This window comes from Bacillus sp. FSL K6-0069, assembly GCF_038007785.1.
Classification (GTDB): Bacteria; Bacillota; Bacilli; order Bacillales; family Bacillaceae_G; genus Bacillus_A; species Bacillus_A mobilis.
Window position 1 is genome coordinate 4,954,266 of sequence record NZ_JBBOXN010000001.1, and the last position, 22,706, is coordinate 4,976,971.

Sequence of the window (22,706 nt, forward strand, 5' to 3'; positions counted from 1 at the left end):
TCCTCTTTTTATTAAAATAAAACTTCCGATTGTTTTTCTTTTTCTCTATTACAATCAGTCGTCATAAAAATCAAATGTATGTTATGCCAATTTTTCTCCTAATTAAAAAAACTAAAATGTATATACCTAATGATAATTGTAACACTTGTCTTATAACTATGACAACAATCGGCCGAATCTCTCGTTCTAAATTAAGAAAACTTTTTTTCAAAATCTATTTTCAGCAAAAAAAGCGCAGCCATTTCGGCTGCGCTTTTGAATTATTATTTAGTTTCGATTAAACCATATTTCCCATCTTTACGGCCGTATACAACATTAGTTTCATTTGTATCAGCATTTGTGAAGACGAAGAAATTATGTCCTAGCATATCCATTTGTAGGATCGCTTCTTCAACGTCCATCGGTTTTAAATCAAATCGTTTTGTACGTACAAGTTCTAATTCATCCTCTTCTACCGCATCCAGAACAGCTACTGCTTCTGGAAGGATAAAGTTCGTTTTCACAGAACCTTTCTCACGTAACTTACGATTTACCTTTGTTTTATGTTTACGAATTTGTCGCTCAAGTTTATCAACTACTAAATCAATAGCAGCGTACATATCGCTATTAGTTTCTTCTGCACGAAGTAATAAATCAGTAAATGGAATTGTTACCTCGACACGTTGCTTGTCAGAGTATACCTTTAAATTAACTTTAATCTCTGGGAATGTATCAAAATAACGCTCTAACTTACTTAGTTTTTTCTCTACATATTCCTTTAATGCTGGAGTTACTTCAATATTTTCACCACGAATGTTGAATTTCATAGATGAATTCCTCCTTTCAAGCCTATGTACTATAATTTCGACATTGGCTTAAAAATTCCTTCTAACTTTTTTAAAAAAATTAGTGGAATTGCGATTTTTTTATCGTTTTTTGTTGAAATGAAAAGATGCATCGTTTCTATCTTTATTTTATCCTATTAACATCGTGAATAACGAATATAACTGTGGACAATTCGTTACAGAAAAGAAACAACTTTTTGACAACTTCATTCATAACAAAAACCCCTTGTAAAAAACAAGAGGTTCTACCATATATATAACGTTGCCACAAACGCAGCTTTCTCTTCCCAAAAACAATATTCCTACAGTTTTACAACATTAGCTGCTTGTGGTCCACGTGCTCCATCTACAATGTCAAACTCAACTTGTTGCCCTTCTTCTAATGACTTATATCCATCTTGTTGAATAGCAGAAAAATGAACAAACACATCATCACCATCTTCACGCTCAATAAACCCAAATCCCTTTTCTGCATTGAACCATTTCACTCTTCCTTGCATGTTCATTCCATTCCCTTCACTCTAAAAATCAGGGCATTCGCCCCATACTTTGACTATAACCAATGACAACTTACGAAGTCAAAGGAGACTTATCGCCTTTTTATTATCCCTTTCGACAGTTACAGATCAACTTCTACAGAGCGTCAAACTAGAAACTTCCCTTGCTCCTCTATCGTATAAAAGACTTCCAATTTGTCTAACTGTAATTCCTGTCGTATATACATCATCAACGAGTAAGATATGTTGGTCATGAAACATCTCTTCTCCCTGAAAATAAAAAGGATTACTTCCCGAAAGCCTTTCTTTACGTTTCTTCTTACTTTGCTTTTCTGTTTCTCTTCTTCTTAATGATGGATAAGAAATTTTGACAGGTAAACAAGCTGCTAATAACTCTGCCTGATTAAAACCACGTTCATACTCCCGTTCCCTACTAAGCGGAACAGCAATAACACTTGAAACACTCGTAAAATGCTCTTGAAATAACTCCCGAAAAGATCGATGAAAAATATGAACTAACTCCGCATCCCCCCGAAACTTAAACTGTGCTACTATTTCTTTCATCTCATCATCGTACACGTACAAAGAACGATTTTTAAAAGGACGATACTTCTCCTTGTTTATCCATCTTATGCAATCCACACAAATATCATTTTCTTTATATTCGGAAGGCAATTCCTCTAAAGGTCGCCCACATTCCATACAAATGTCTCCTATAATATAGGAAAGTTTCTGCTCACATCTATCACATATATATTTTTTATGAGGCTTTACAAAGAAGGTGTACCAACTAACTGTTTCCAATATATACTCATCGCAAAGTAGACAATGCATCAATCGATTAATCCTTGTTCTTTTGCCTTTTTGTTCATACTTTGAATATGTTTTTTCGCACGTACCATCGCCTCTGTCTTACCGTAATGAAAATAAACGACCTCGCCATACGGTTCTTCAAAACTACGACCTGCTCGGCCTGCAATTTGTACGAGTGCACTTTCCGAAAAGATTTCTTCCTCCGCCCCTAACACCGCAACTTGTAAATTCTTCACAGTTACTCCTCTCTCTAAAATTGTTGTTGTAACTAATAATGGAATTTCTCCCTTTCTGAAAGCTGCTACTTTTTCTTTTCTCATCGGATCTTCTGCATGTACACCATCGATTCTATGATCCAACGCTTTCAATAATAGGCTCATTTCTTCTATATATCGCACATGAGGAACAAATAAAAAAATAGGATGTTTTTTGTTTACGTACATTTCTAACCATTGTAGTAAAACTCGAGGGATTTTTTTATGATGGAGGCTTTTCTTCCAATTTCCGCACCAGCAAAATAGAGGAACTGGTAACGGATGACGATGATATCGTCCAGAGACAATGATACCTTTTTGCTTTCCACTTCTGAAATTACGTTTCCACTTTTCATCGGGAGTTGCCGTTAAATAAATACGTGCCGCCTTCTCTTTCATCGCTTGTTGCACTGCATACTGTAACATTTGATCTGCATGATACGGGAAGGCATCAATCTCATCTACAATCATGACATGAAACGCTCTATAATAACGTAACAATTGATGCGTCGTTGCAACGACTAACGCTGCGTCTTTTTCCCGGTCTACACTCCCTCCGTATAAAGCAGCTACATTTATATTAGGAAACACTTCTTGTAATCTCGGTGCTAATTCCAATACAACATCTGTTCTTGGCGTTGCGATACAAACTCTTTCTCCTTTTTGAAGTGCCTCTGCAATACCGTAAAACAGCATTTCTGTTTTTCCAGCCCCACACACAGCCCAAATAAAAAAAGAGTCTTTCTGCTTAATAGCTTCTATAACACCTTGCGCCGCCAACTCCTGACCAGTAGACAAAGTTCCTCTCCACTGTAACGAATTTAAATCTTTTTCACCTTTTCTTTCAGCGATCCCACGAACGAGTACAGCACATTCACTAACTCTCCCCATCGTGATACACTTCCGGCAATACGCACACACTTTACTGCACCTTTTACATGAAAATGATGCAAATAGTCGTTGCTCTATATTTCCGCAACGCTGACATATATATTTAGAAGCCTTTTTTGTTACGCCTTGTACACATACGATCTCTCCCTTCTTTTTCAAACTACTTAATTCTCTCCGTAAATCTGAAGAAAGTTCTTCTAATAGCAACTGTTTTCCAGCAAGCATCAGCAACCACCTCCAGCACTACTATAAACCCTTCTCATAATCTCGTAAAAACTCAAAAAAGCCGATAACCTACTTATAAAATAGTAAGCTATCGACTTTATACACATGTTTTATTTGTTTATAAATCCTAGAATCTACCGTATCCTAAGAAATGTTTTTGGTTGTAGCTACTACTTAAGCTAGCGTAAGCAATCCCTTTATCACCAGCATGAATCATTTGGCCATTACCAACGTAAATACCGATGTGAGATGGACCTGGCTTATAAGTACCTTGGAAGAATACTAAATCTCCAGGTTGTGGGCTACTTACTTTAGAAACTGAATTCCAGTAACCTGCAACGTCTTGACGTCCTACACCGAAGACGTAAGAAATAAATCCACTACAGTCAAAACCACCGTTTGATGGAGATGCACTTCCCCAAACATACGGTAAACCTAAATATTGTTGTGCTTTACCAATTACGCCAGGAGCTGGAGCTGGAGCTGGGCCTGGTGCTGGCTCTGGTTTTTTCGTTTCTTGCTTAGGTGCTTCTTTTTTAGGCTCTTCTTTTTTAGGTTCTTCTTTTTGAGCTGGTGCTGCTGGCTGAGCAGGCGCCGCTTGTGCTGGTTGAGCTTGCGCATCTTTAGCAGCTTGTTCTGCTTGCTTTTGAGCAGCAGCTTCTTGTGCAGCTTTTTCTTGTGCTTCTTGTTCAGCAATACGTTGTAATTGCAGTGCTTGTTTTTCAAGATCTTTCAATTGACTTTCCGTACTTGTCATTGAAGTTACAACTGTATCCATTTTGCCGCTTAAATCATTTACTGCTGTTGATTTTTTCGCTTTTTCAGCGTCAAGTTCTTTCTTAGCAGTTTCAATTTGAGCTTGTGCTTCTTTTAATTCTTTTTGCTTTGTTTTTACCATTTCAACGTCTTTTTTCACGTTCGCTTGATCTTCTTGTTGTGTTTTCATGATATCTTCATCAGACTCAAGAATTTTAGAAACAGAAGCTAAACGATCAACTAAATCTGCAACGTTTTTAGAGTTTACAAGAACTTCTGTTACAACATTTGTGTTTGGTTGTTCTTGAAGTGCAACTAAACGTTTTCTTAATAACTCTTCACGTTTTGCAATTTTCGTTTGTAGTTCTGCAATATCTTTATTTTTATTTTCGATTAATTGCTCAGTATCAGCAACTTTTTTCGTTGTTTCATCAAGCTTTGAAGCATTCTCTTGAACAGACTTATCTAAACCTTGAATTGTTTTGTTTAAGTCATTCATTTGTTTTTGTAATTCATCACGTTCTTGTTGTTGTTTATGTAAAGTGTCATTTTGTGTATTAATTTGTGATTTCACGTCAGAAATTTTATCTTCTGCAAATACATTTGGTGTTAGTCCTGAAAACATTAACCCTGCAACTAATGCGCAAGATGCCATTTTTAGCTTTTTCATTTTATTTTTTACACCGCTTTCTTTTGTCTTTTTTCCGTATATAACCTATAAAATTTATACCATAATTCGGGATTTTTTTTGCTAATGTTACGCTATTGTAAAACAAATGTAATATTATATGTAACTCTATCTCAAAATATGCATATTTTTGTATATATGTGTAGAATTTTAAAAGCTTTTTATAAGCAAAAAAAAAACGCAAGGTTTCCCTTACGTTTTGTTAAATACACTAATACAAATGAAATCAAAACGTTATTTCATCCATTTCTCAGCCCAATTTTGGACTTCATCCATAACACTTTCTAATGCTTTCCCTTTTTCAGTTAAGCCGTACTCGATTCGAACTGGTACTTCTGGATAAACATTACGAACTACAATGCCTTCGCTTTCCAATTCCTTTAAACGCTCTGACAACATACGATCGCTCATATTTGGTATAATATCTGCGATTTCTCTAAAACGTTTTGACTCTTCAAGCAAAGATTTAATAATTAAGCCAGTCCATTTCTTACTAAGCAAAGTAAAAGCTGACTCAAACTTTGGACATAAACAAGAATTATGCTCCATATGTTTCACCTCTCCTCCATTATAATATAGTCTCTTGTAAAAAGTAAGTTATAAAACTTTCCTCGTTAATTTATTTTACGTACATTTTACCATTTCCAAATATTAACTTGTCAACTACACGTAAAATATCCGTAAAAAAACCCTCTTAAAAAGAGAGCTTTTTATATCTTATTACTTCGTATACCACCCAAGACCTAGCGCACCTTCACCTAAATGCGTACCAATTACAGCACCGAAATAACCTGTGCGGATTGTGACATGAGGATATTTTGCTTCTAATTCTGCCTTCCATTCATTCGCTTCCTCTTCACGTTGTGCATGAATGATAACTGCTTCCATAGGTACACCTTTACTTGCTTGCTCATCAAAAATTTCAACAATTCGTTTTAACGCCTTTTTACGTGTACGAATCTTTTCAAATGGAATAATGATTTTATCTCTAAAATATAAAACGGGCTTCACTTGTAACAAACTACCAATGAAGGCTTGCGCACTATTTAATCGTCCGCCACGTTGTAAATGATGTAAATCATCTACTACAAAATAAGCGTCCATCGTTTTCTTCATTTCATCAAAACGGGCAACGATCTCTTTCGGATCTTTTCCTTCGCTTGCTAATTTTGCCCCTTCACGTACATAGAATCCTTGTACTTCACAGCTAATTTCAGAGTCGTACGTATATACATCAATACCCTCTACCATTTGCCCGGCTGTCGTTGCCGTTTGATATGTACCACTAATCCCACTTGAAAGATGAATGCTAATAACCGCATCATAATCCTTCGATAGTTCTTCAAATAACTCAACAAACTTTCCGATTGCTGGCTGAGAAGTTTTCGGAAGTTCTTCTTGCTCACGTACTTTTACATAGAAATCATCTACTGAAATTTCAGCTTCTTCTTGATAAGATTCCGTTCCAAATACAACGTTTAATGGAATCATATATATATTGAGTTCATCACGAATATGCTTCGGTATATATGCTGTACTATCAGTAACAATAGCTGTTTTCATTTGCGTACCTGCCTTATAAAAAAGTTTTTATTCCCTAAGTTTACACGAAAACTAAAAATGGTGCATCCATACATGAAAATGCCGATTTGAAATTATACTAACCACCTCGACAAATTACAACAAAAAGGTGAAATACTCACCAAAAATTTCAGCTTATTTATAAAAAATGTTTGAATATAAAAACGCCCGCTTTTAAAATGTAAAGTACTAGTCATTTTGATAGATAGGGGCGTATACGAGTGTTATTACAATATTTAACAATCAAAGACTACGGTGAGCACGAAATTGTCATTCAAAAATCAAGATTTATCTGTTATGTTAGCAGAGCTACAACTGAAGAAGAAGCTCAAGAATTTATACAAAAAATAAAAAAACAAAATTGGAATGCCACACATAATTGTTCTGCGTATTTGATTGGCGAACAAGATCAAATCCAAAAAGCAAATGATGATGGAGAACCTAGCGGCACAGCTGGCGTACCTATGTTAGAGGTCCTAAAAAAACGCGGTTTAAAAGATACCGTCGTTGTCGTTACTCGCTATTTTGGCGGCATCAAACTTGGCGCAGGTGGATTAATTCGCGCATATGGAAAATGTACAAGTGAGGGTATTAATCATGTTGGTGTCGTTCAGCGAAAACTAATGCGTGTTATGCAGACCGAAATTGATTACACATTACTTGGCAAAATTGAAAATGAATTACGTAATTCGAAATATGCCATTAAAGATATACATTATCTCGAAAATGTCACATTTGATACGTATGTAGAAGAAGATGGAAAACAAGCATTCACAGATTGGATGATTGAATTAACAAATGGGAAATGTACAATTACAGAAGGAGATATGTTGTACTTAGAACAAGATGTTATCTAAGAATAACTATATTATCACCTCTACAGATTAATGTAGTGAATTACTTCCCTACAAATGAACTAAGGAGATTATATATGGAAGAACGTTATTATCATCTCCAAAATAGCAGAATAAAAAAGAAACGAAGAAGAAAGTTTTTCTACTTCCTTATTTTCGTATTTTTATTTGGCGGTGTAGGACTTTATATATTAAATTCCTACTCTTCTCTCATGGGGATGTATAGTGGTTTTACTCGTCAAAAATCGGACTTGAGAACCGAAGATGTAGAAATTACAAAAGAGCCTTTTACACTCCTCATTATGGGTATAGAAGATTATGCAACGGACGGTCAAAACGGTCGTACAGATTCATTAATGTTTGCGACAGTCAATCCTAAAACGAAAAAGATTTCGCTTATGAGTATCCCTCGTGATAGTCGCGTTCCAATTGTTGGTAAGAACAAAGAGGACAAAATTAACGCTGCACATGCTTACGGCGGAGAAGAAATGGCAATCAAAACGGTCGAAGGTTTTCTAAAAGTTCCTGTAGACCATTATATTAAAATTGATTTCCAAGGCTTTAAAGGTATTGTTGATGCTGTTGGCGGTGTTACCGTTGATGTCCCATTCGATTTTTGGGAGCGTTCGGACATGGATTACTACAAAAAAATCGAATTTAAGCAAGGACAACAAGACTTAAATGGTGAAGAAGCACTCGCATACGTACGTATGCGAAAGCAGGATCCAAACGGCGATTATGGTCGGGCCGCTAGACAAAGACAATTACTAGCAGCTGTTGCTCAAAAACTAAATTCAGCCTCTACTGTATTTAAAATTAAAGATTTAACGACAGTCGTTGGAAAATATATAAAAACTGATATTCCTATTTCAGACGGACTTGCTCTTTACAATAAACTATCTGGGTTTGATCCTTCTACAATACAAACACTCAAACTCGAAGGAGAAGACAAAAAAATAGGCGGTATTTATTACTTCCTTCCAGATCCAATCGGTGTAGAGACAGTACGTAACGAAATTAAAAAAGAGTTAGGAGAAAAAGCGAACACTCAAGAAAATCCAACTACAAAAACCGAATCAAATCCTAACTCTAACGAAAAAGTAAAGAAAGAAACGAACCAAAACCAGAATCAGAATCAGAACAAAACACCAATTGAGCCACCTCCTTCTACGAATGCTCATGCAGAGTGGATTATGAGAAATCAGCAATAACAAAAAGAGCCAAATCGCATGTGATTTGGCTCTTTTTTATTTACTTATTAAAGTGTTGTAAAATTGCTTCTACAATACGCTCTGATGCACGGCCATCACCGTAAGGATTAGATGCTTTTGACATCTTATCATGAGCTTCTTTATCTGATAACAATTCATCAGCAAGACCAAAGATTGTCTCTTCGTCTGTTCCTGCTAATTTCAATGTACCTGCTTCAATACCTTCTGGACGCTCTGTTGTATCACGAAGAACAAGAACCGGTACACCTAGTGACGGTGCTTCCTCTTGTACACCACCAGAGTCAGTTAACATTAAGTATGAACGAGCTGCAACATTGTGGAAATCAATTACATCTAGCGGCTCAATTAAATGAATACGACCATGATCGCCTAGAATATCATTCGCTGTTTCACGAACAACAGGGTTCATATGAACAGGATACACAACTTGTACGTCTTCATGCTTATCAACAAGACGTTTAATTGCACGGAACATATTACGCATTGGCTCTCCTAAGTTTTCACGACGGTGAGCTGTCATAAGTACAAGACGATCATTTCCAAGTTTCTCTAGTACAGGATGACTATATGTTTCTTTTACAGTCGTTTTTAGTGCGTCAATCGCTGTATTTCCTGTTATGAAAATGCGTGACTCATCTTTATTTTCTTTCTGTAAGTTCGTTGCTGATTTTGATGTAGGTGAGAAATGAAGATCTGCCATTACACCTGTTAGTTGGCGATTCATCTCTTCTGGGTATGGAGAATATTTATCCCATGTACGAAGTCCTGCCTCGACATGACCTACTGGAATTTGATTATAGAAAGCAGCTAAACTTGCAATAAATGTTGTCGTTGTATCACCATGTACAAGTACGATATCCGGCTTTGCTTCTTTCATTACTTTATCTAAACCCTCTAACCCACGCGTTGTAATATCAATTAAAGTTTGGCGATCCTTCATAATATTTAAATCGAAATCTGGCGTAATTCCAAAGATACTTAATACTTGATCTAACATTTGACGATGCTGCGCTGTTACAGTCACAATCGATTCAATTTTGTCTGGATGCTTTTGCAACTCTAACACAAGAGGTGCCATTTTAATTGCTTCTGGACGTGTCCCGAAAATTGTCATTACTTTTAAACGTTCAGTCATTTCATTGCCTCTTTTCTTTCACTAGTTACAAATTCTATTATGACATATAAGAATATACATGAATACATACCTTTTTAACGAATAATGGATAAGTCTCTCTTACAAATACTTTCTCTTCCAACCGAATAATAATCTATCCCTTGTTTCTTGACATCCTCAACAGTATAACAATTTCTTCCATCAAATAAAATAGGCTCTCTCATAAGTTGTTCGTACTTTTCTAACGGATAAGCTCGGATAGCCTCCCATTCTGTCATGATAAAAGCCGCACACGCCCCTCTAATCGATTCATCTATACATTCGCTATATTGTATAGTCTCTCCAAAGATGTTTTTCATATTTGGAATCGCCTTCGGGTCATATAGAACTACGTCCGCACCTATATGAATTAATTCTTGTATCATAATAAGAGACGGTGCGTCTCTTATATCATCCGTATTCGGTTTAAATGCCGCTCCCAGCACCGCAATCCGTTTCTTGTTCATATTTAATACTTTCTTCGCTTTCTCAATCAATAACAACTGTTGTTTATTATTCACTTCAATGACTGCTTTTAACAAGCGAAAATCATGCGCCACATTCCCTGCAATTTGCACAAGGGCCTTCGTATCTTTCGGAAAACACGATCCCCCATAACCAATACCCGCATTTAAAAATGACGCCCCAATTCTCTTATCCATTCCCATCCCTTGTGCAACGTCTAATACATCGGCTCCTACCTTCTCACATATATTTGAAATTTCATTGATAAAACTAATTTTTGTCGCTAAAAAAGCATTCGATGCATATTTAATCATCTCTGCACTTTTTATATCTGTAACATACATTTTCAAGCGTAATTCACTATACAAATTCTCCACTTTTCGTGCCGCTGCCTCATTATCTGCTCCAATTACAATACGATCTCCCTGAAAAAAATCGTAAATTCCTGAACCTTCCCGTAGAAATTCTGGATTCGATACGATATGTAATTCATATCTATTTTGTAATTTTTCCTCAATCCATCCTCTCATAACATCATTTGTACCTACAGGAACCGTACTTTTCGTAACGACAGTAATGTCGTTCGTCGCATATGTTCCGATATCATCACAAGCACTTCGAATGTATGTTAAATCCGCTGTCCCATCTAATAAAGATGGCGTTCCAACTGCAATAAATATAAATTCTGCACCGTAAAATGCTTTTACCCTACTTGTCGTAAAAGTTAAACAATCATTCTCGCATGCATCATTTATTAATTCATATAAACCCGCTTCATAAATAGGCAGATCACCTTGCTTTATCCGTTCAATTTTCTCATCATTTATATCAAAACATGTGACTGAATGGCCTAACATTGCTAACCCTACTCCTGTAATCAATCCAACATATCCGGTACCTATTATCGTAATTTTCATTTCCTTTTCGCACAGGAATATACAATAGAAAATATACGAATACATAGAATTCTCCCTGTGCTTCCCCCTCTCACATTAAAAATGAGAAAACTCCTTTACTTCTTTATTATATGAATTACTTTTTCCATTCTTTTTTAAGTTTTTGTAAAATTGCATGCAAGAATATGTAATGCAACTTTATTCAGTGAGGGCATTCATCCCCAACTAAATTTTGAGGCGGAAACCTTACTGCCCGTTCATGCAGATAAATTCCCACATTTTAACACGGGATTTACTCATTTCTACGTGTAACACTTATAATACTGAAATAAAAGTATTCACTATCGAAGAAATAGAAAAAATGTCATATTCCAAAGCCCAATACGATTAACCTTCTCAAACGATTCAACATTCTGTATACAATTGTCATATATTCTATCTGCTTCCATTTGCCGTACAAAGAAAAAAAGATTGAATTCTAATCTTTTTGTGATACCATATGTTATGAGCCTGTAAATAAACATCATAATTTTCAGATAAATACATTTTAAAAAAATTACGTTAGACTATAAAAGGGTGGGGTATTAATGGACTCACAAGTGATTTATGCCATTTTGGCATCTTTCATCACTGTACTCGTCGTTACTCCTTTAGTTATTAAGTTAGCTTTTAAAATAGGAGCAACAGATAAGCCAAACGCGCGTAAAGTGCACCAAAAAATTATGCCTCGTCTTGGCGGATTAGCGATATTCATTGGTGTAGCTGTAGGATTTGTTGTCGGCGGCTTATATGAACAAAGAATGTTATCGATAACGCTAGGTGCGATTATCATTGTAATCATCGGTATTTTAGATGATATGTACGAGTTATCTGCGAAGGTAAAATTCGGTGGACAACTATTAGTTGCCATGATGATTGTAAAAAGTGGATTATTAGTGCAAATATTATATATTCCAATCCTCGGGGATACTGAACTGGGATGGCTTGCTTATCCAATTACAGTATTTTGGATTGTAGGTATTACAAATGCAATCAACTTAATTGATGGCTTAGATGGGTTATCTGCTGGTATTTCATCTATCGTACTTGCAACGCTAGCATATATGGCCTTCACTAGCCCATGGGGCACTGGAGCTGCTATTATTTTACCACTAGCATTAATTACATTAGCAAGTACAATTGGATTTTTATTCTACAACTTCCATCCAGCAAAAATTTTCATGGGAGATACAGGCGCACTATTTTTAGGATACTGTATTTCTGTTATATCGTTACTTGGATTATACAAAAGTGTAACGTTATTCAGCTTTATCGTTCCAGTTATCATTTTAGGCGTACCTGTATTTGATACGACATTTGCAATTATCCGCCGTATCGTAAATAAAAAACCTATTTCAGCACCAGATAAATCGCATTTACATCACCGTTTACTTGCAATGGGCTTCTCTCATCGTAAAACGGTACTAATTATATACGCATTTGGTATTTTCTTTAGTGTAAATGCAATCATTTTCTCTAGTGCGACGTTATGGTTATCCATTATTCTTCTTTTCGTTTTAATCTTCTTTACAGAGATTATTGCTGAAGTAATTGGGCTTGTACATGAACGTTACAAACCACTTATTTCCTTCTATAAAAAAGTGAAAAAACGCGAAGACTAATTGTAGTATAGCCTTTACAATTATGAAATATTCAAATAGCATCCTCTTTCTTATAAGAGGATGCTATTTTTTATTTTTTACTCCTCATTTCATATTTCCAAAATATAGTTTGTTTGAGAGTCCCACTATTGGAGAAAGATATACATAATAAGAAAAGGATTATATTTTCTTTTTTACATCTTGATTGTCAAACTGAGGGTGAATGTTATGATCAAGCGAGTATTTCAATACATTATTTTATTTTTAACAATTACTATGTACGCGTCATCTCATGCAGGGGCAACTACAATGATTCCTGCTGAACATCATCCAAATACGGAAACTACCTCTCCTATCCAAAAAATCGCGTACTTAACATTTGATGACGGACCAAACAAATATACTACGCAAATTTTAAACATCTTAAAAGAAAAGAACGGAAAAGCAACTTTCTTTGTTATTGGTGGAAAGGTGCCACATTATAAAAAAACAATGCAACGATTAATTAAAGACGGACATTATATCGGACTTCACAGTATGTCACACGATGTAAAACGCCTTTATACTGGTGATCCATCTGCTTTAATTACAGAAATGGAACAAACACAAACCATTGTTCAGCAAGTTACAAAATTAAATACACATCTCGTTCGTGTCCCGTACGGTAGCATGCCTTACTTAAAAAAGAATTACCGTGATGCACTTGTATCCGCCCAGTATAAAATGTGGGATTGGACAATCGATACATATGACTGGAAAAGCTATGACAATCCTTCTGCCATATTAGAAAGAGTACGTAATCAGAGCGATGAACAAGTCGAAGTGATTTTAATGCATGATTCGAGTGTAACCGTACAAATACTGCCACAAGTAATTGATTACTTACAGTCACAAGGATACAAACTTCTTCCCTATAATCCGTCTTCCCATCTCGAAGTGAACTTTTGGAAAGACACAAGATTGTAACAGCTTTAGTGCCTATATGCTAAAGCTGTTTTATTTTTCTCTTCCCACCCTTCCCATTTTTGTGTAAAATTTTAAATAGTGATGAAGTTTCGAGGTGAATAGAAATGAAACGAATAGATCTCATTTTTAACGCAATACAAGAAGGCAATTATACAGAAGGTGTAACCGCATCAGAACTCGCTACCCTGTTGCAACTAGATCGCGCCAATGTAAGTAGCGACTTAAACAAACTTGTAAAAGATAAACGTTTATTAAAAACAAATACGCGTCCTGTTCGTTTTTATATAGAAATGAACGCTTCGTTGGAAACGCATTCAAAGGAAACAACTTCATTAGATACATTTGCAATTGAAAATACAAGCCTTAAAATCGCAATCGAAAAAGCGAAAGCTTCTATTCTCTATCCTCCAAACGGTATGCATACTTTGCTGCTAGGAGAAACAGGAGTCGGAAAATCTATGTTCGCTTCTTTAATGCACGAATATGCAATTGAAGTTGAACAGCTTCCTAAAAATGCACCATTTATCGTCTTTAACTGTGCTGATTACGCAAATAATCCACAGCTACTACTGGGGCAGTTATTTGGGATTAAAAAAGGAGCTTATACAGGGGCAAGTGATCAAAAAGGATTAATTGAAAAAGCACATGAAGGGATCCTTTTCTTAGATGAAGTACATCGTCTTCCTCCAGAGGGACAAGAAATGCTTTTCACCTTTATTGACCGCGGGGTATACCGCCGCCTTGGAGAAACAGAAAACGAGCGTAAAGCACAAGTACTAATCATTACTGCAACAACAGAAGAACCAAATTCATTTTTATTAAAAACATTTACAAGACGTATACCGATGACCGTTACGCTACCACCACTTCGTGAGCGTACACATAAAGAACGATTTGCTTTACTGCAACTATTTTTCACAAACGAAGCGATACGTCTGCGAAAAGAAATTCACGTTAGCCCGAATACAATGCGTGCCTTCGTCTTTTACAATTGTCCCAATAACATCGGTCAATTAAAAACGGATGTACAAATTGCCTGTGCGAAAGCCTATTCTGACTTCGTGACAAAGAAACGTGATTCTGTCTATGTTTCAAGTACAGATTTACCTTGGTATATGAAAGAAGGGCTATTCATTGAAAGAAAGAGCCGTCATCTATACCAAATACCAAATGAAACATTTGTATTTACGGGTAATGAAGGTTGGAGTAATCATAAAATAGAAAATGAAAAACAATCTTCTATATACGATTATATTGATTATAAATATGAAGAACTTCAAGCTCGCGGTATTGAAGAGGACGAATTAGAATTACTAATAGAAAATGATATTCAAAGCTTTTTCGTACAATATTTTAACCAAATTTCTAAAAAAACAAGTCATGAAAATGTTTTTAAAATTGTGGATCGTAATATCGTTTCCGTTTGCGAAAAAATTGCGGTACTTGCTGAGAAGCATTTATCTAAGACGTTTGATGAAAAAGTATTTCTCGCTTTAAGCTTACATGTACAGACAACTCTACAACGTTTGCAAGCTGGGAAACAAATTCATCACCCACAATTAAATCAAATTCGTACAAAATATAAAGAAGCTTTTTCCGTAGCGATGCAATGCATTCAACTACTGGAGGATGAATTACAAATAACAATGCCTATTGATGAAGCAGGCTTTTTAACAATGTTCTTCGTTGTTGATCCAATTCCTGCCTCACAAACAGAAGTAAAAGTATTAATATTAGCGCACGGTAACGGCATCGCAACAGAAATGGCAAACGTCGCAAACGAACTTCTCGGCATTGAAGAAGTAACTGGTATTGATATGCCGTTACATGAATCGCCGAAAGATTTCCTAGAGCGTGTGAAAGTGTATATGAAAACACTTCAAAATGTAAATGGGCTTCTCTTACTCGTTGATATGGGCTCTCTCGCTTATATTGGGGATATATTAGAAACTGAGTTCAAAATCCCGGTACGTGTTCTTTCCATGACAAGCACCCCACATGCACTAGAAGCAGCTCGAAAAGCACAGCTCGGCTACTCGTTAGATGCATTATATGAAACAGTGAAGAACTTAACACCGTTTTACTTAAACGTACAAGAAGAAAAGAAAAAGCCACTATCACCAATGAAATCTGTTATTTTGACAGCTTGTTTAACTGGGGAAGGCAGCGCTTTAGCTATTCAAAAAATGTTAGAGAACTATTTGCGATTTGACAAAGACTTAATTGAAATTATTCCGATTAGTATCGTCCATGAAAAAGATTTAACAAAAATGATTGAGAACATAAAAAAAGAGCGGAATATCATTTGTATCGTCACAAATTTCGATGTGCAAGTGCCATGCTTGACATATCATTTCCAAGACATTGTAAACTACACAGCGATTCAGCCAATTCAAGAATTAATTACGTATGAAGAAACATATGCAAAAATGGCTGATATTCTTGAACAACAAATGCAGCGGAACGACGGAGCATTACTTATTAAAACAATTCGTTACGCATTAAATACAATTCAAGAATTAATTTCCTTACAGCTAACTCCTGACAGCTTAATGGGTGTAATTCTGCATATGAGCTGTATGGTTGACCGTCTTCAAAAAGGAGAAAGCCTCCTCCCTCATCCAGATAAAGAAAAACGAAGACAAGATGAGTACTGGATGTATATGAAAGTGAAAAAAGCATTACAACCAATTGAAAATACATTTGAAATACAAATACCTGATGACGAAGTGTTTTATGTCATGGACTTCTTCATTAAAAATCAGCCTGTAAAAAATTAATCGAGGCAGTTGTTTAAGTATATCGACCGTAACACGAATTATATCAGCGCTTTTTCAAATATATCGATTTACCGGCAATAATCGCTACAATTTGCACCTTATAGCAGAAAAGGCTGTTCCAAAATATGGACAGCCCTTTTTCTACTTCTTTACCTTCCTGATTCTCCCCCTGATTTCACCCTTCTTATTGGACTTCGTATACACATTTACATATACATTCGCCTGAATGATTTCTTGCAATAAGCTATCAAACGCTCTCCCCTGTAAAGGCCCTTCAAAATCCTCCACATTAACTACACCCGTCACGACTCCTTCACTTACACTAATACCTTGCTTTAGCGGACCAAACAAATTTAAAACAACTGGACCAATTTGATCCGATTTCCCTAAATGAATTTTGCATGATGTAACTTTTTCGATGTTTTTCAATATGACCCGATATTGTAATTTCTTTAAATCATCACTAAATATAAACTCTGTTACACCATAAGCTTCTGTATTTACAGGAGGTATTTCCCTCTTGCCTGTTAACCTCGCAAAGAAATGTGTTGTCATACGGGCATTCTCCTCATATAAATTTCCCAGCACTACTTCTACTACTTTATGGTTTATACATAATCATTTATGACTTTTTCAAGTTTTAATTACGAAGAAAAGATTCACACAATCTTTACATTAGAATCGTTCCCTTTGCTTTACTACCTCTTGTATAATGCACTTAGAAACACATTCTAGGAGGTTATTTTGAAAAATAACAAATACACTTTTCAAACATTATTAGAGATTTTTCTCGTATCATTTAAATTAGGACTTACTTCATTTGGTGGTCCTGTCGCCCATCTTGGCTATTTCCACCATGAATACATACAAAAAAGAAAATGGATGGATGAGAGAAGCTATGGAGATTTAGTAGCACTGTGCCAATTCCTTCCCGGTCCTGCTAGCAGTCAAGTCGGTATGGGGATTGGATTATTAAGGGGCGGGGTATTAGGAGCTATTATTTCATGGATTGGATTCACTTTACCGTCTGTGCTTGTTTTGGTTTTCTTCGCCTCGTTCCTTAATCAGTTCGATCTTGGAAGCGCTGGCTGGATTCACGGATTAAAACTTGTAGCAGTCGCTATTGTTGCTCATGCCATATGGGGAATGGCGCAAAAATTAACGCCAGACCGAAATCGCGCGACGATTGCGATTGTAACTGCCGCAATCGCCTTATTATGGCCAAGTAGCTGGACACAAGTTATCCTCATTATAATATCTGGCTTTATCGGCTGGTTTTTATATCGCAACCAACCAATTAGCCAATCTCAACATATAAAAGTACCTATTTCAAAAAAGATAGCAGTTTCTTGTCTCGTCTTATTCTTTGGACTATTACTGCTGCTACCAATATTAAGACCGTTCTCCTATTACATCGCTTTATTTGATAGTTTTTATCGCTCTGGTGCACTTGTATTTGGAGGCGGACACGTCGTGCTTCCCCTTCTTGAAGGTGAGTTCGTACAAAACGGAATGCTGACGAAAGAACAGTTCCTAGCTGGATACGGATTAACACAAGCCGTACCAGGCCCACTATTTACATTCGCCTCTTATATAGGAGCAGTGTTAAATGGGACGCTTGGAGCCACACTCGCAACAATCGCGATCTTTCTTCCTGCTTTCTTACTCGTTATTGGTGTTTTACCATTTTGGGATAGTGTAAGAAAAATACCTTTCATACAAGGTGCACTACTTGGGGTCAATGCAGCTGTTGTTGGTATTTTATTAGCAGCTTTTTATGATCCTATTTGGACAAGCACCATTATGAACGCTGTAGATTTTGTTTTTGCGTCTCTTCTATTTTGCTTGCTCGCTTTTTGGAAAACACCACCTTGGGTTATCGTTATACTCGGAGCCTTCGGCGGATATATTCTATCCATCTTGTAAGTACAAAAAAACGACGGCATGATATAGCCGTCGTTTTTCTATTAAAACTTCACAAGTTCTATTCCTTCAGGCAACTCACTCTCCGTTAAAATGCGCAATTCTTTCACACGATCCATTACGTAAGAAGAACGCTTCACAAGCTCTGGATCAATATAAGCTGGATGAACCATAATTTCTACCGTTTGTTCATCTTGTACTCTTTCTTTTAACTTCACAAAGTAATCTTCCGTCACACCATACGCGTAAAAGTCACTGTAAAATACGTCAGAAAATGGGCGTACCGCTCGCTCTTTCTCACAACGACGAATCGGAACATTATATGTAGCCGCTAATCTCTCAAGAACATCGTGCAAAATCGGTAAGCCGTGCACGTGATGGTGACTATCTAAATGAGTTGGTGTTAATCCGTAAGATAAGAACTTCTCAATTTGAGCAGTCCATTCTCGCTCGACTTCTTCTGGGTTTACATTCCCTTTCCATACGACGCTTTGTTTATGAAACAATCCATCGCTACTTACAAGTGATGGTACGTCTCCAAGAAGCGGTTTCCCTGCTGTTAATACGAGATGTACGCCTACTCCGAGTAGGTTATGCTCTTTCGCTAAGCGTACCGCATGCTCTGTCCCTGGCATATTCATCATCATCGTCGTTGAATTTACAAGTCCATTTATATGCCCATCAATAATGCCGTAATTTGTACCTTCTGTAAGACCGAAATCATCTGCGTTTACAATTAACTTAATCATCGTAATACCTCCTATCGAAATAAAAAAAAGCGGGCTAAATAGCGCCGCTTTATTTCTCTACCTTTTTGAAGAACTGTGGAAGATATTCTTTATGTGCTTCCAACATTTCATCTAAAATTTGTTTTGCAACCTTATCTGATGGTACAAGTGGATTAATTGTCATAGCAAGCAGCGCTTTATGATAATCACCTGTAACAGCAGCTTCAATTGTTGTGCGCTCAAATGATTTAATTTGCTGTACTAAGCCGCGAACTGGTACGGGAAGATCTCCAACTGCAATTGGTTTTGGACCTTCTTTCGTAATAATACAGTTCACTTCAACAGCTGAATCATCTGGTAAGCTTGCAATCGTTCCGTTGTTTCGTGTATTAACAGGCTGGATATCACCTTTATTATTGTAAATAGATGTAATTAAACTACATGCTGCGTCACTATAATAAGCGCCGCCACGTTTTTCTAATTGTGGTGGTTTAATATCTAAGTCCGGGTCTTTATATAACTCGAATAAATCATCTTCTAATTGTTTTACTACTTCTGCACGTGTACCTTTTTCAACTGAAGCTTCTTTCTCTTCTTCTAACATTTCACGTGTTTTGTAGTAATAACGGTGGTATGGACATGGAATTGCACGAAGGCCGCGAATAAAGTCTGGCTCCCAGTTAAGCGCTGCAATATTTTCCATCGTAATTTGCTTTTCTGGATCTGTTACAAGCTCTAATACACGATCCATTACACTCACGCCATCCAAGTATACATCTAGTCCGTATACCATATGATTTAAACCTGCAAAATCAACGTGGACACGACTTGCATCTACTTCAAGTAATCTTGCAAGACCCATGCGGATTCCGATTGGAACGTTACATAGACCAACTACTCTTTGAATATTTGTATAACGAAGGACAGCTTCTGTTACCATACCTGCTGGGTTCGCGAAGTTAATTAACCATGCATTTGGACAAAGCTCCTCCATATCCTTACAAATATCTAAAATAACAGGAATCGTTCTCAGCGCTTTGAATAAACCACCAGGACCATTCGTTTCCTGACCGATCACATCATATTTTAACGGGATTGCTTCATCTTTTGCACGAGCTTCTAATAAACCTACGCGAAGCTGCGTTGTTACGAAGTCAGCACCTTTTAATGCTTCACGGCGATCAAGTGTTAAATGCACCTCGATTGGTAAACCAGATTTTTTCACCATACGTTTCGCTAAGTTACCAACGATTTCTAACTTTTCTTTTCCTGCCTCGATATCTACTAACCAAATTTCACGAACAGGAAGCTCATCATAACGCTTAATAAATCCTTCAATTAACTCTGGTGTATAACTAGATCCACCGCCGATTGTAGCAATTTTAATTCCAGTCATGCTTTATTCCCCTTTCGCTTCTAACTTTTTATAAAGGTCAATAAATTCTGCTGCTAATTCTTTCACTGTAATCGCATTCATTAAATGATCTTGTGCGTGAATTAAAAGAACACTAATCTCTGTTTTTTCTCCTCTTGCTTCTGATTGTATGAGCTCTGTTTGGAAATGATGCGCTTCATTAATCGCTTCTTTCGCCTTTACCATCGCTTCATCAGCCTCTGCCATTTTCCCCTGTTTGGCAAATTGAAGTGCCTCCATTGCAAAGCTTCGTGCATTACCACTATTTAAAATTAATTGGAATGGAATTTGTTCTGCTGTAGTCATCATAATTACCGCCCTCTCTATTATGGTTCAACCGATTGAAATACCCCTTCAGTTTGAACATTTCTATTAAATTATTATTTTATGAATGATAGTTTGGTGTTCTTGTAGATGGGTCTCATCTTTCTGAACATGATATAAAGGTAATTGTTCTCACAGATAATGTTATCTGTGAGAACAATTACTGTGTTACATAGGTACAGAGTTATTATTTCCTTGTGCTGCTGCTTTTTCAGTACGAACAACAGAACGGTCGCATAATACAACGAATGGATAGTAGATTACCATCGCAATTACAAAGTTGAATAACTGTAGAATTGCACCTGAAAGATGTCCACCTGTTACAAGATAACCACTAATAATTGGTGGTGTTGCCCATGGAATCATCACAACTGTTTTTGGTACCCATCCAATAGATATAGCTGTATAGGAAGTAATTACTAATACAATTGGTGTTACGATAAACGGTAAGAATAAAATTGGATTTAAAATAATTGGTGTACCAAAGATTACTGGTTCGTTAATGTTAAATGCACCAGGTCCAATTGATAAGCGAGATACACCGCGTAATTGTGCACTTTTTGCTACAAGTAATACCACTACTAAGAATGCTAATGTTGCACCAGAACCACCAAGATATACGAAAGTATCAAAGAATGGTTTTGTAATAATATTTGGAACATCAAATGCAGATGTACCACCTTGGAATAACTTCATATTTTTCTCTAATGCCGGTAAGTATAATGGCTCAATAATACCACCAACGATATTTGGCCCATGTAAACCGAAGAACCAAAGAAGATGAACAAGGATTACAATGATAATTGCACTTGGTAATGTCCCTGCTAAACTTTGCAGTGGTGATTGAATCGTATTAAAAATAAATTCATGAACACTTGTACCAGCTAATTTCACTGCTAATTGAATACCTGCAACTACTGTTAAGATAACAAATGCTGGAACTATAGCTGCGAAAGATCTTAAAACTGCTGGTGGTACTCCATCAGGCATTTTAAAAGTAATGTTTCTTTGTACAAAGAAACGGAATACCTCAGTAACAAGAAGTGCCACGATAATTGCTACGAATAGCCCTTGTGCACCTGTCCAAGCTAAGTTCAATCCGCCTTCTTTCGGTGTTGTTGGCGTAAGAATAATTAACGCACCAAATGAAATAATACCTGCTGACAAACCATCAACGCCGTAAGATTTTGCTAAGTTATAACTTGTTGTAAATGCTATGATTAGTGCTAGAATTGCGAAAGAACCAGTCCACATTCCACCGCCAACTTGTTTCCACGTTTCACCAAACAAACCTTTCATGAAATCTTGGAAAACTTCAGACGGAAAACCATTAATTAGTGATGCCAGTGCACCAACTAAAATAAGTGGCATAACTGCAATAAATCCATCACGGATCGCAGCTAAGTGACGTTGCGATCCGATTTTACCAGCGACAGGAACAATATACTTCTCCATAAATGCAATAAACTTTTGCATTTCGCTTCCCCCCTAATTATTTTTTAAGTGTTAATGCGTGATCTAAAACTGCTTCTCCATTCATCATGCCGTAGTGCATTGGATTGATAACATCGATTCCAACATTTCTCTCATCGGCAAGCGTTTTCATTGAAGAAAGCATGTAACGAACTTGTGGTCCTAGTAATAATACATCTGCTTGATCGATATTTGTTTTTACTGCATCCCCAGATACAGCCCAAATCTTTCCTTCTAGACCGCGAGCTTTTGCAGCCGCTTCCATTTTTGTAACTAGTAAACTTGTAGACATCCCTGCTGAGCAACATAATAAAATATTCATTTGAAAA

21 protein-coding genes are annotated in these 22,706 nt (G+C 36.5%); 6 read left to right on the forward strand and 15 right to left on the reverse strand.

Features of this window, described 5'->3' with window-relative positions; genetic code table 11:
- Positions 1–263: 263 nt before the first annotated feature.
- From hpf to MHB74_RS25670, 7 genes are all read right to left on the reverse strand, one after another.
- The gene (hpf, locus tag MHB74_RS25640; protein WP_000671193.1) at positions 264–806 is read right to left on the reverse strand and encodes a ribosome hibernation-promoting factor, HPF/YfiA family; all 543 of its coding nucleotides are present in this window, start codon (positions 804–806) and stop codon (positions 264–266) included.
- Between the two features lie 320 nt (positions 807–1,126).
- Entirely contained in the window at positions 1,127–1,324 is a 198-nt protein-coding gene (gene cspC, locus MHB74_RS25645; protein ID WP_001990088.1) for a cold shock protein CspC, read from the reverse strand.
- A gap of 126 nt (positions 1,325–1,450) precedes the next feature.
- Positions 1,451–2,155, reverse strand: a complete 705-nt coding sequence (locus MHB74_RS25650; protein ID WP_081110352.1) for a ComF family protein — start codon at positions 2,153–2,155, stop codon at positions 1,451–1,453.
- Positions 2,155–3,504, reverse strand: coding sequence for an ATP-dependent helicase ComFA (gene comFA, locus MHB74_RS25655; protein ID WP_061679330.1), 1,350 nt, complete (start codon positions 3,502–3,504; stop codon positions 2,155–2,157). The genes MHB74_RS25650 and comFA overlap by 1 nt, the downstream gene beginning before the upstream one ends.
- A gap of 127 nt (positions 3,505–3,631) precedes the next feature.
- On the reverse strand, positions 3,632–4,930 hold the full coding sequence (locus tag MHB74_RS25660; RefSeq protein ID WP_061679331.1) for a C40 family peptidase: 1,299 nt from the start codon (positions 4,928–4,930) through the stop codon (positions 3,632–3,634).
- 252 nt (positions 4,931–5,182) lie between these two features.
- A complete protein-coding gene (locus tag MHB74_RS25665; RefSeq protein ID WP_000400858.1) occupies positions 5,183–5,497 on the reverse strand; it encodes a winged helix-turn-helix transcriptional regulator in 315 nt (104 codons plus the stop codon).
- A 171-nt stretch (positions 5,498–5,668) separates the two neighbouring features.
- Complete coding sequence (locus MHB74_RS25670; RefSeq protein WP_061679332.1) at positions 5,669–6,511, reverse strand: DegV family protein; 843 nt, start codon at positions 6,509–6,511, stop codon at positions 5,669–5,671.
- Between the two features lie 239 nt (positions 6,512–6,750).
- On the opposite strand from MHB74_RS25670, the gene MHB74_RS25675 reads away from it, so the two are divergent.
- Positions 6,751–7,386 (forward strand): YigZ family protein, encoded by a 636-nt coding sequence (locus MHB74_RS25675; RefSeq protein WP_061679333.1) that lies wholly within the window; start codon positions 6,751–6,753, stop codon positions 7,384–7,386.
- Positions 7,387–7,460: 74 nt separating this feature from the next.
- A complete protein-coding gene (locus tag MHB74_RS25680; RefSeq protein ID WP_061679334.1) occupies positions 7,461–8,594 on the forward strand; it encodes an LCP family protein in 1,134 nt (377 codons plus the stop codon).
- 40 nt (positions 8,595–8,634) lie between these two features.
- Here MHB74_RS25680 and wecB read toward each other — a convergent pair whose 3' ends face one another.
- Both wecB and MHB74_RS25690 read right to left on the reverse strand, forming a co-directional pair.
- Positions 8,635–9,750, reverse strand: coding sequence for a non-hydrolyzing UDP-N-acetylglucosamine 2-epimerase (gene wecB / locus MHB74_RS25685; protein ID WP_061679335.1), 1,116 nt, complete (start codon positions 9,748–9,750; stop codon positions 8,635–8,637).
- Positions 9,751–9,824: 74 nt separating this feature from the next.
- Positions 9,825–11,195, reverse strand: coding sequence for a UDP-glucose dehydrogenase family protein (locus MHB74_RS25690; protein ID WP_061679336.1), 1,371 nt, complete (start codon positions 11,193–11,195; stop codon positions 9,825–9,827).
- A gap of 521 nt (positions 11,196–11,716) precedes the next feature.
- On the opposite strand from MHB74_RS25690, the gene MHB74_RS25695 reads away from it, so the two are divergent.
- From MHB74_RS25695 to MHB74_RS25705, 3 genes are all read left to right on the forward strand, one after another.
- A complete protein-coding gene (locus MHB74_RS25695; protein ID WP_061679337.1) occupies positions 11,717–12,790 on the forward strand; it encodes a glycosyltransferase family 4 protein in 1,074 nt (357 codons plus the stop codon).
- Between the two features lie 207 nt (positions 12,791–12,997).
- Positions 12,998–13,735: a polysaccharide deacetylase family protein gene (locus MHB74_RS25700; RefSeq protein ID WP_061679338.1), complete on the forward strand. Its 738-nt coding sequence runs from the start codon at positions 12,998–13,000 to the stop codon at positions 13,733–13,735.
- Between the two features lie 104 nt (positions 13,736–13,839).
- Complete coding sequence (locus MHB74_RS25705) at positions 13,840–16,515, forward strand: sigma 54-interacting transcriptional regulator (protein WP_061679339.1); 2,676 nt, start codon at positions 13,840–13,842, stop codon at positions 16,513–16,515.
- Between the two features lie 141 nt (positions 16,516–16,656).
- Here the strand turns inward: MHB74_RS25705 and exsM are convergent, their stop codons facing one another.
- Positions 16,657–17,070, reverse strand: a complete 414-nt coding sequence (gene exsM / locus MHB74_RS25710; protein WP_061679340.1) for an exosporium regulatory protein ExsM — start codon at positions 17,068–17,070, stop codon at positions 16,657–16,659.
- Positions 17,071–17,259: 189 nt separating this feature from the next.
- On the opposite strand from exsM, the gene MHB74_RS25715 reads away from it, so the two are divergent.
- Positions 17,260–18,441 (forward strand): chromate transporter, encoded by a 1,182-nt coding sequence (locus MHB74_RS25715; protein WP_061679341.1) that lies wholly within the window; start codon positions 17,260–17,262, stop codon positions 18,439–18,441.
- Positions 18,442–18,482: 41 nt separating this feature from the next.
- On the opposite strand, the gene chbG is transcribed toward MHB74_RS25715, so the two are convergent.
- The 5 genes from chbG to MHB74_RS25740 all read right to left on the reverse strand — a co-directional run bounded on the left by chbG (position 18,483) and on the right by MHB74_RS25740 (position 22,699).
- Positions 18,483–19,187, reverse strand: coding sequence for a chitin disaccharide deacetylase (gene chbG, locus MHB74_RS25720; protein WP_061679342.1), 705 nt, complete (start codon positions 19,185–19,187; stop codon positions 18,483–18,485).
- 49 nt (positions 19,188–19,236) lie between these two features.
- A complete protein-coding gene (celF, locus tag MHB74_RS25725; RefSeq protein ID WP_061679343.1) occupies positions 19,237–20,562 on the reverse strand; it encodes a 6-phospho-beta-glucosidase in 1,326 nt (441 codons plus the stop codon).
- Positions 20,563–20,565: 3 nt separating this feature from the next.
- Positions 20,566–20,889 (reverse strand): PTS lactose/cellobiose transporter subunit IIA, encoded by a 324-nt coding sequence (locus MHB74_RS25730; protein ID WP_000989050.1) that lies wholly within the window; start codon positions 20,887–20,889, stop codon positions 20,566–20,568.
- A gap of 183 nt (positions 20,890–21,072) precedes the next feature.
- On the reverse strand, positions 21,073–22,380 hold the full coding sequence (gene celB, locus MHB74_RS25735; RefSeq protein WP_061679344.1) for a PTS cellobiose transporter subunit IIC: 1,308 nt from the start codon (positions 22,378–22,380) through the stop codon (positions 21,073–21,075).
- 16 nt (positions 22,381–22,396) lie between these two features.
- Positions 22,397–22,699, reverse strand: coding sequence for a PTS sugar transporter subunit IIB (locus MHB74_RS25740; protein WP_001023569.1), 303 nt, complete (start codon positions 22,697–22,699; stop codon positions 22,397–22,399).
- Positions 22,700–22,706 lie beyond the last annotated feature (7 nt).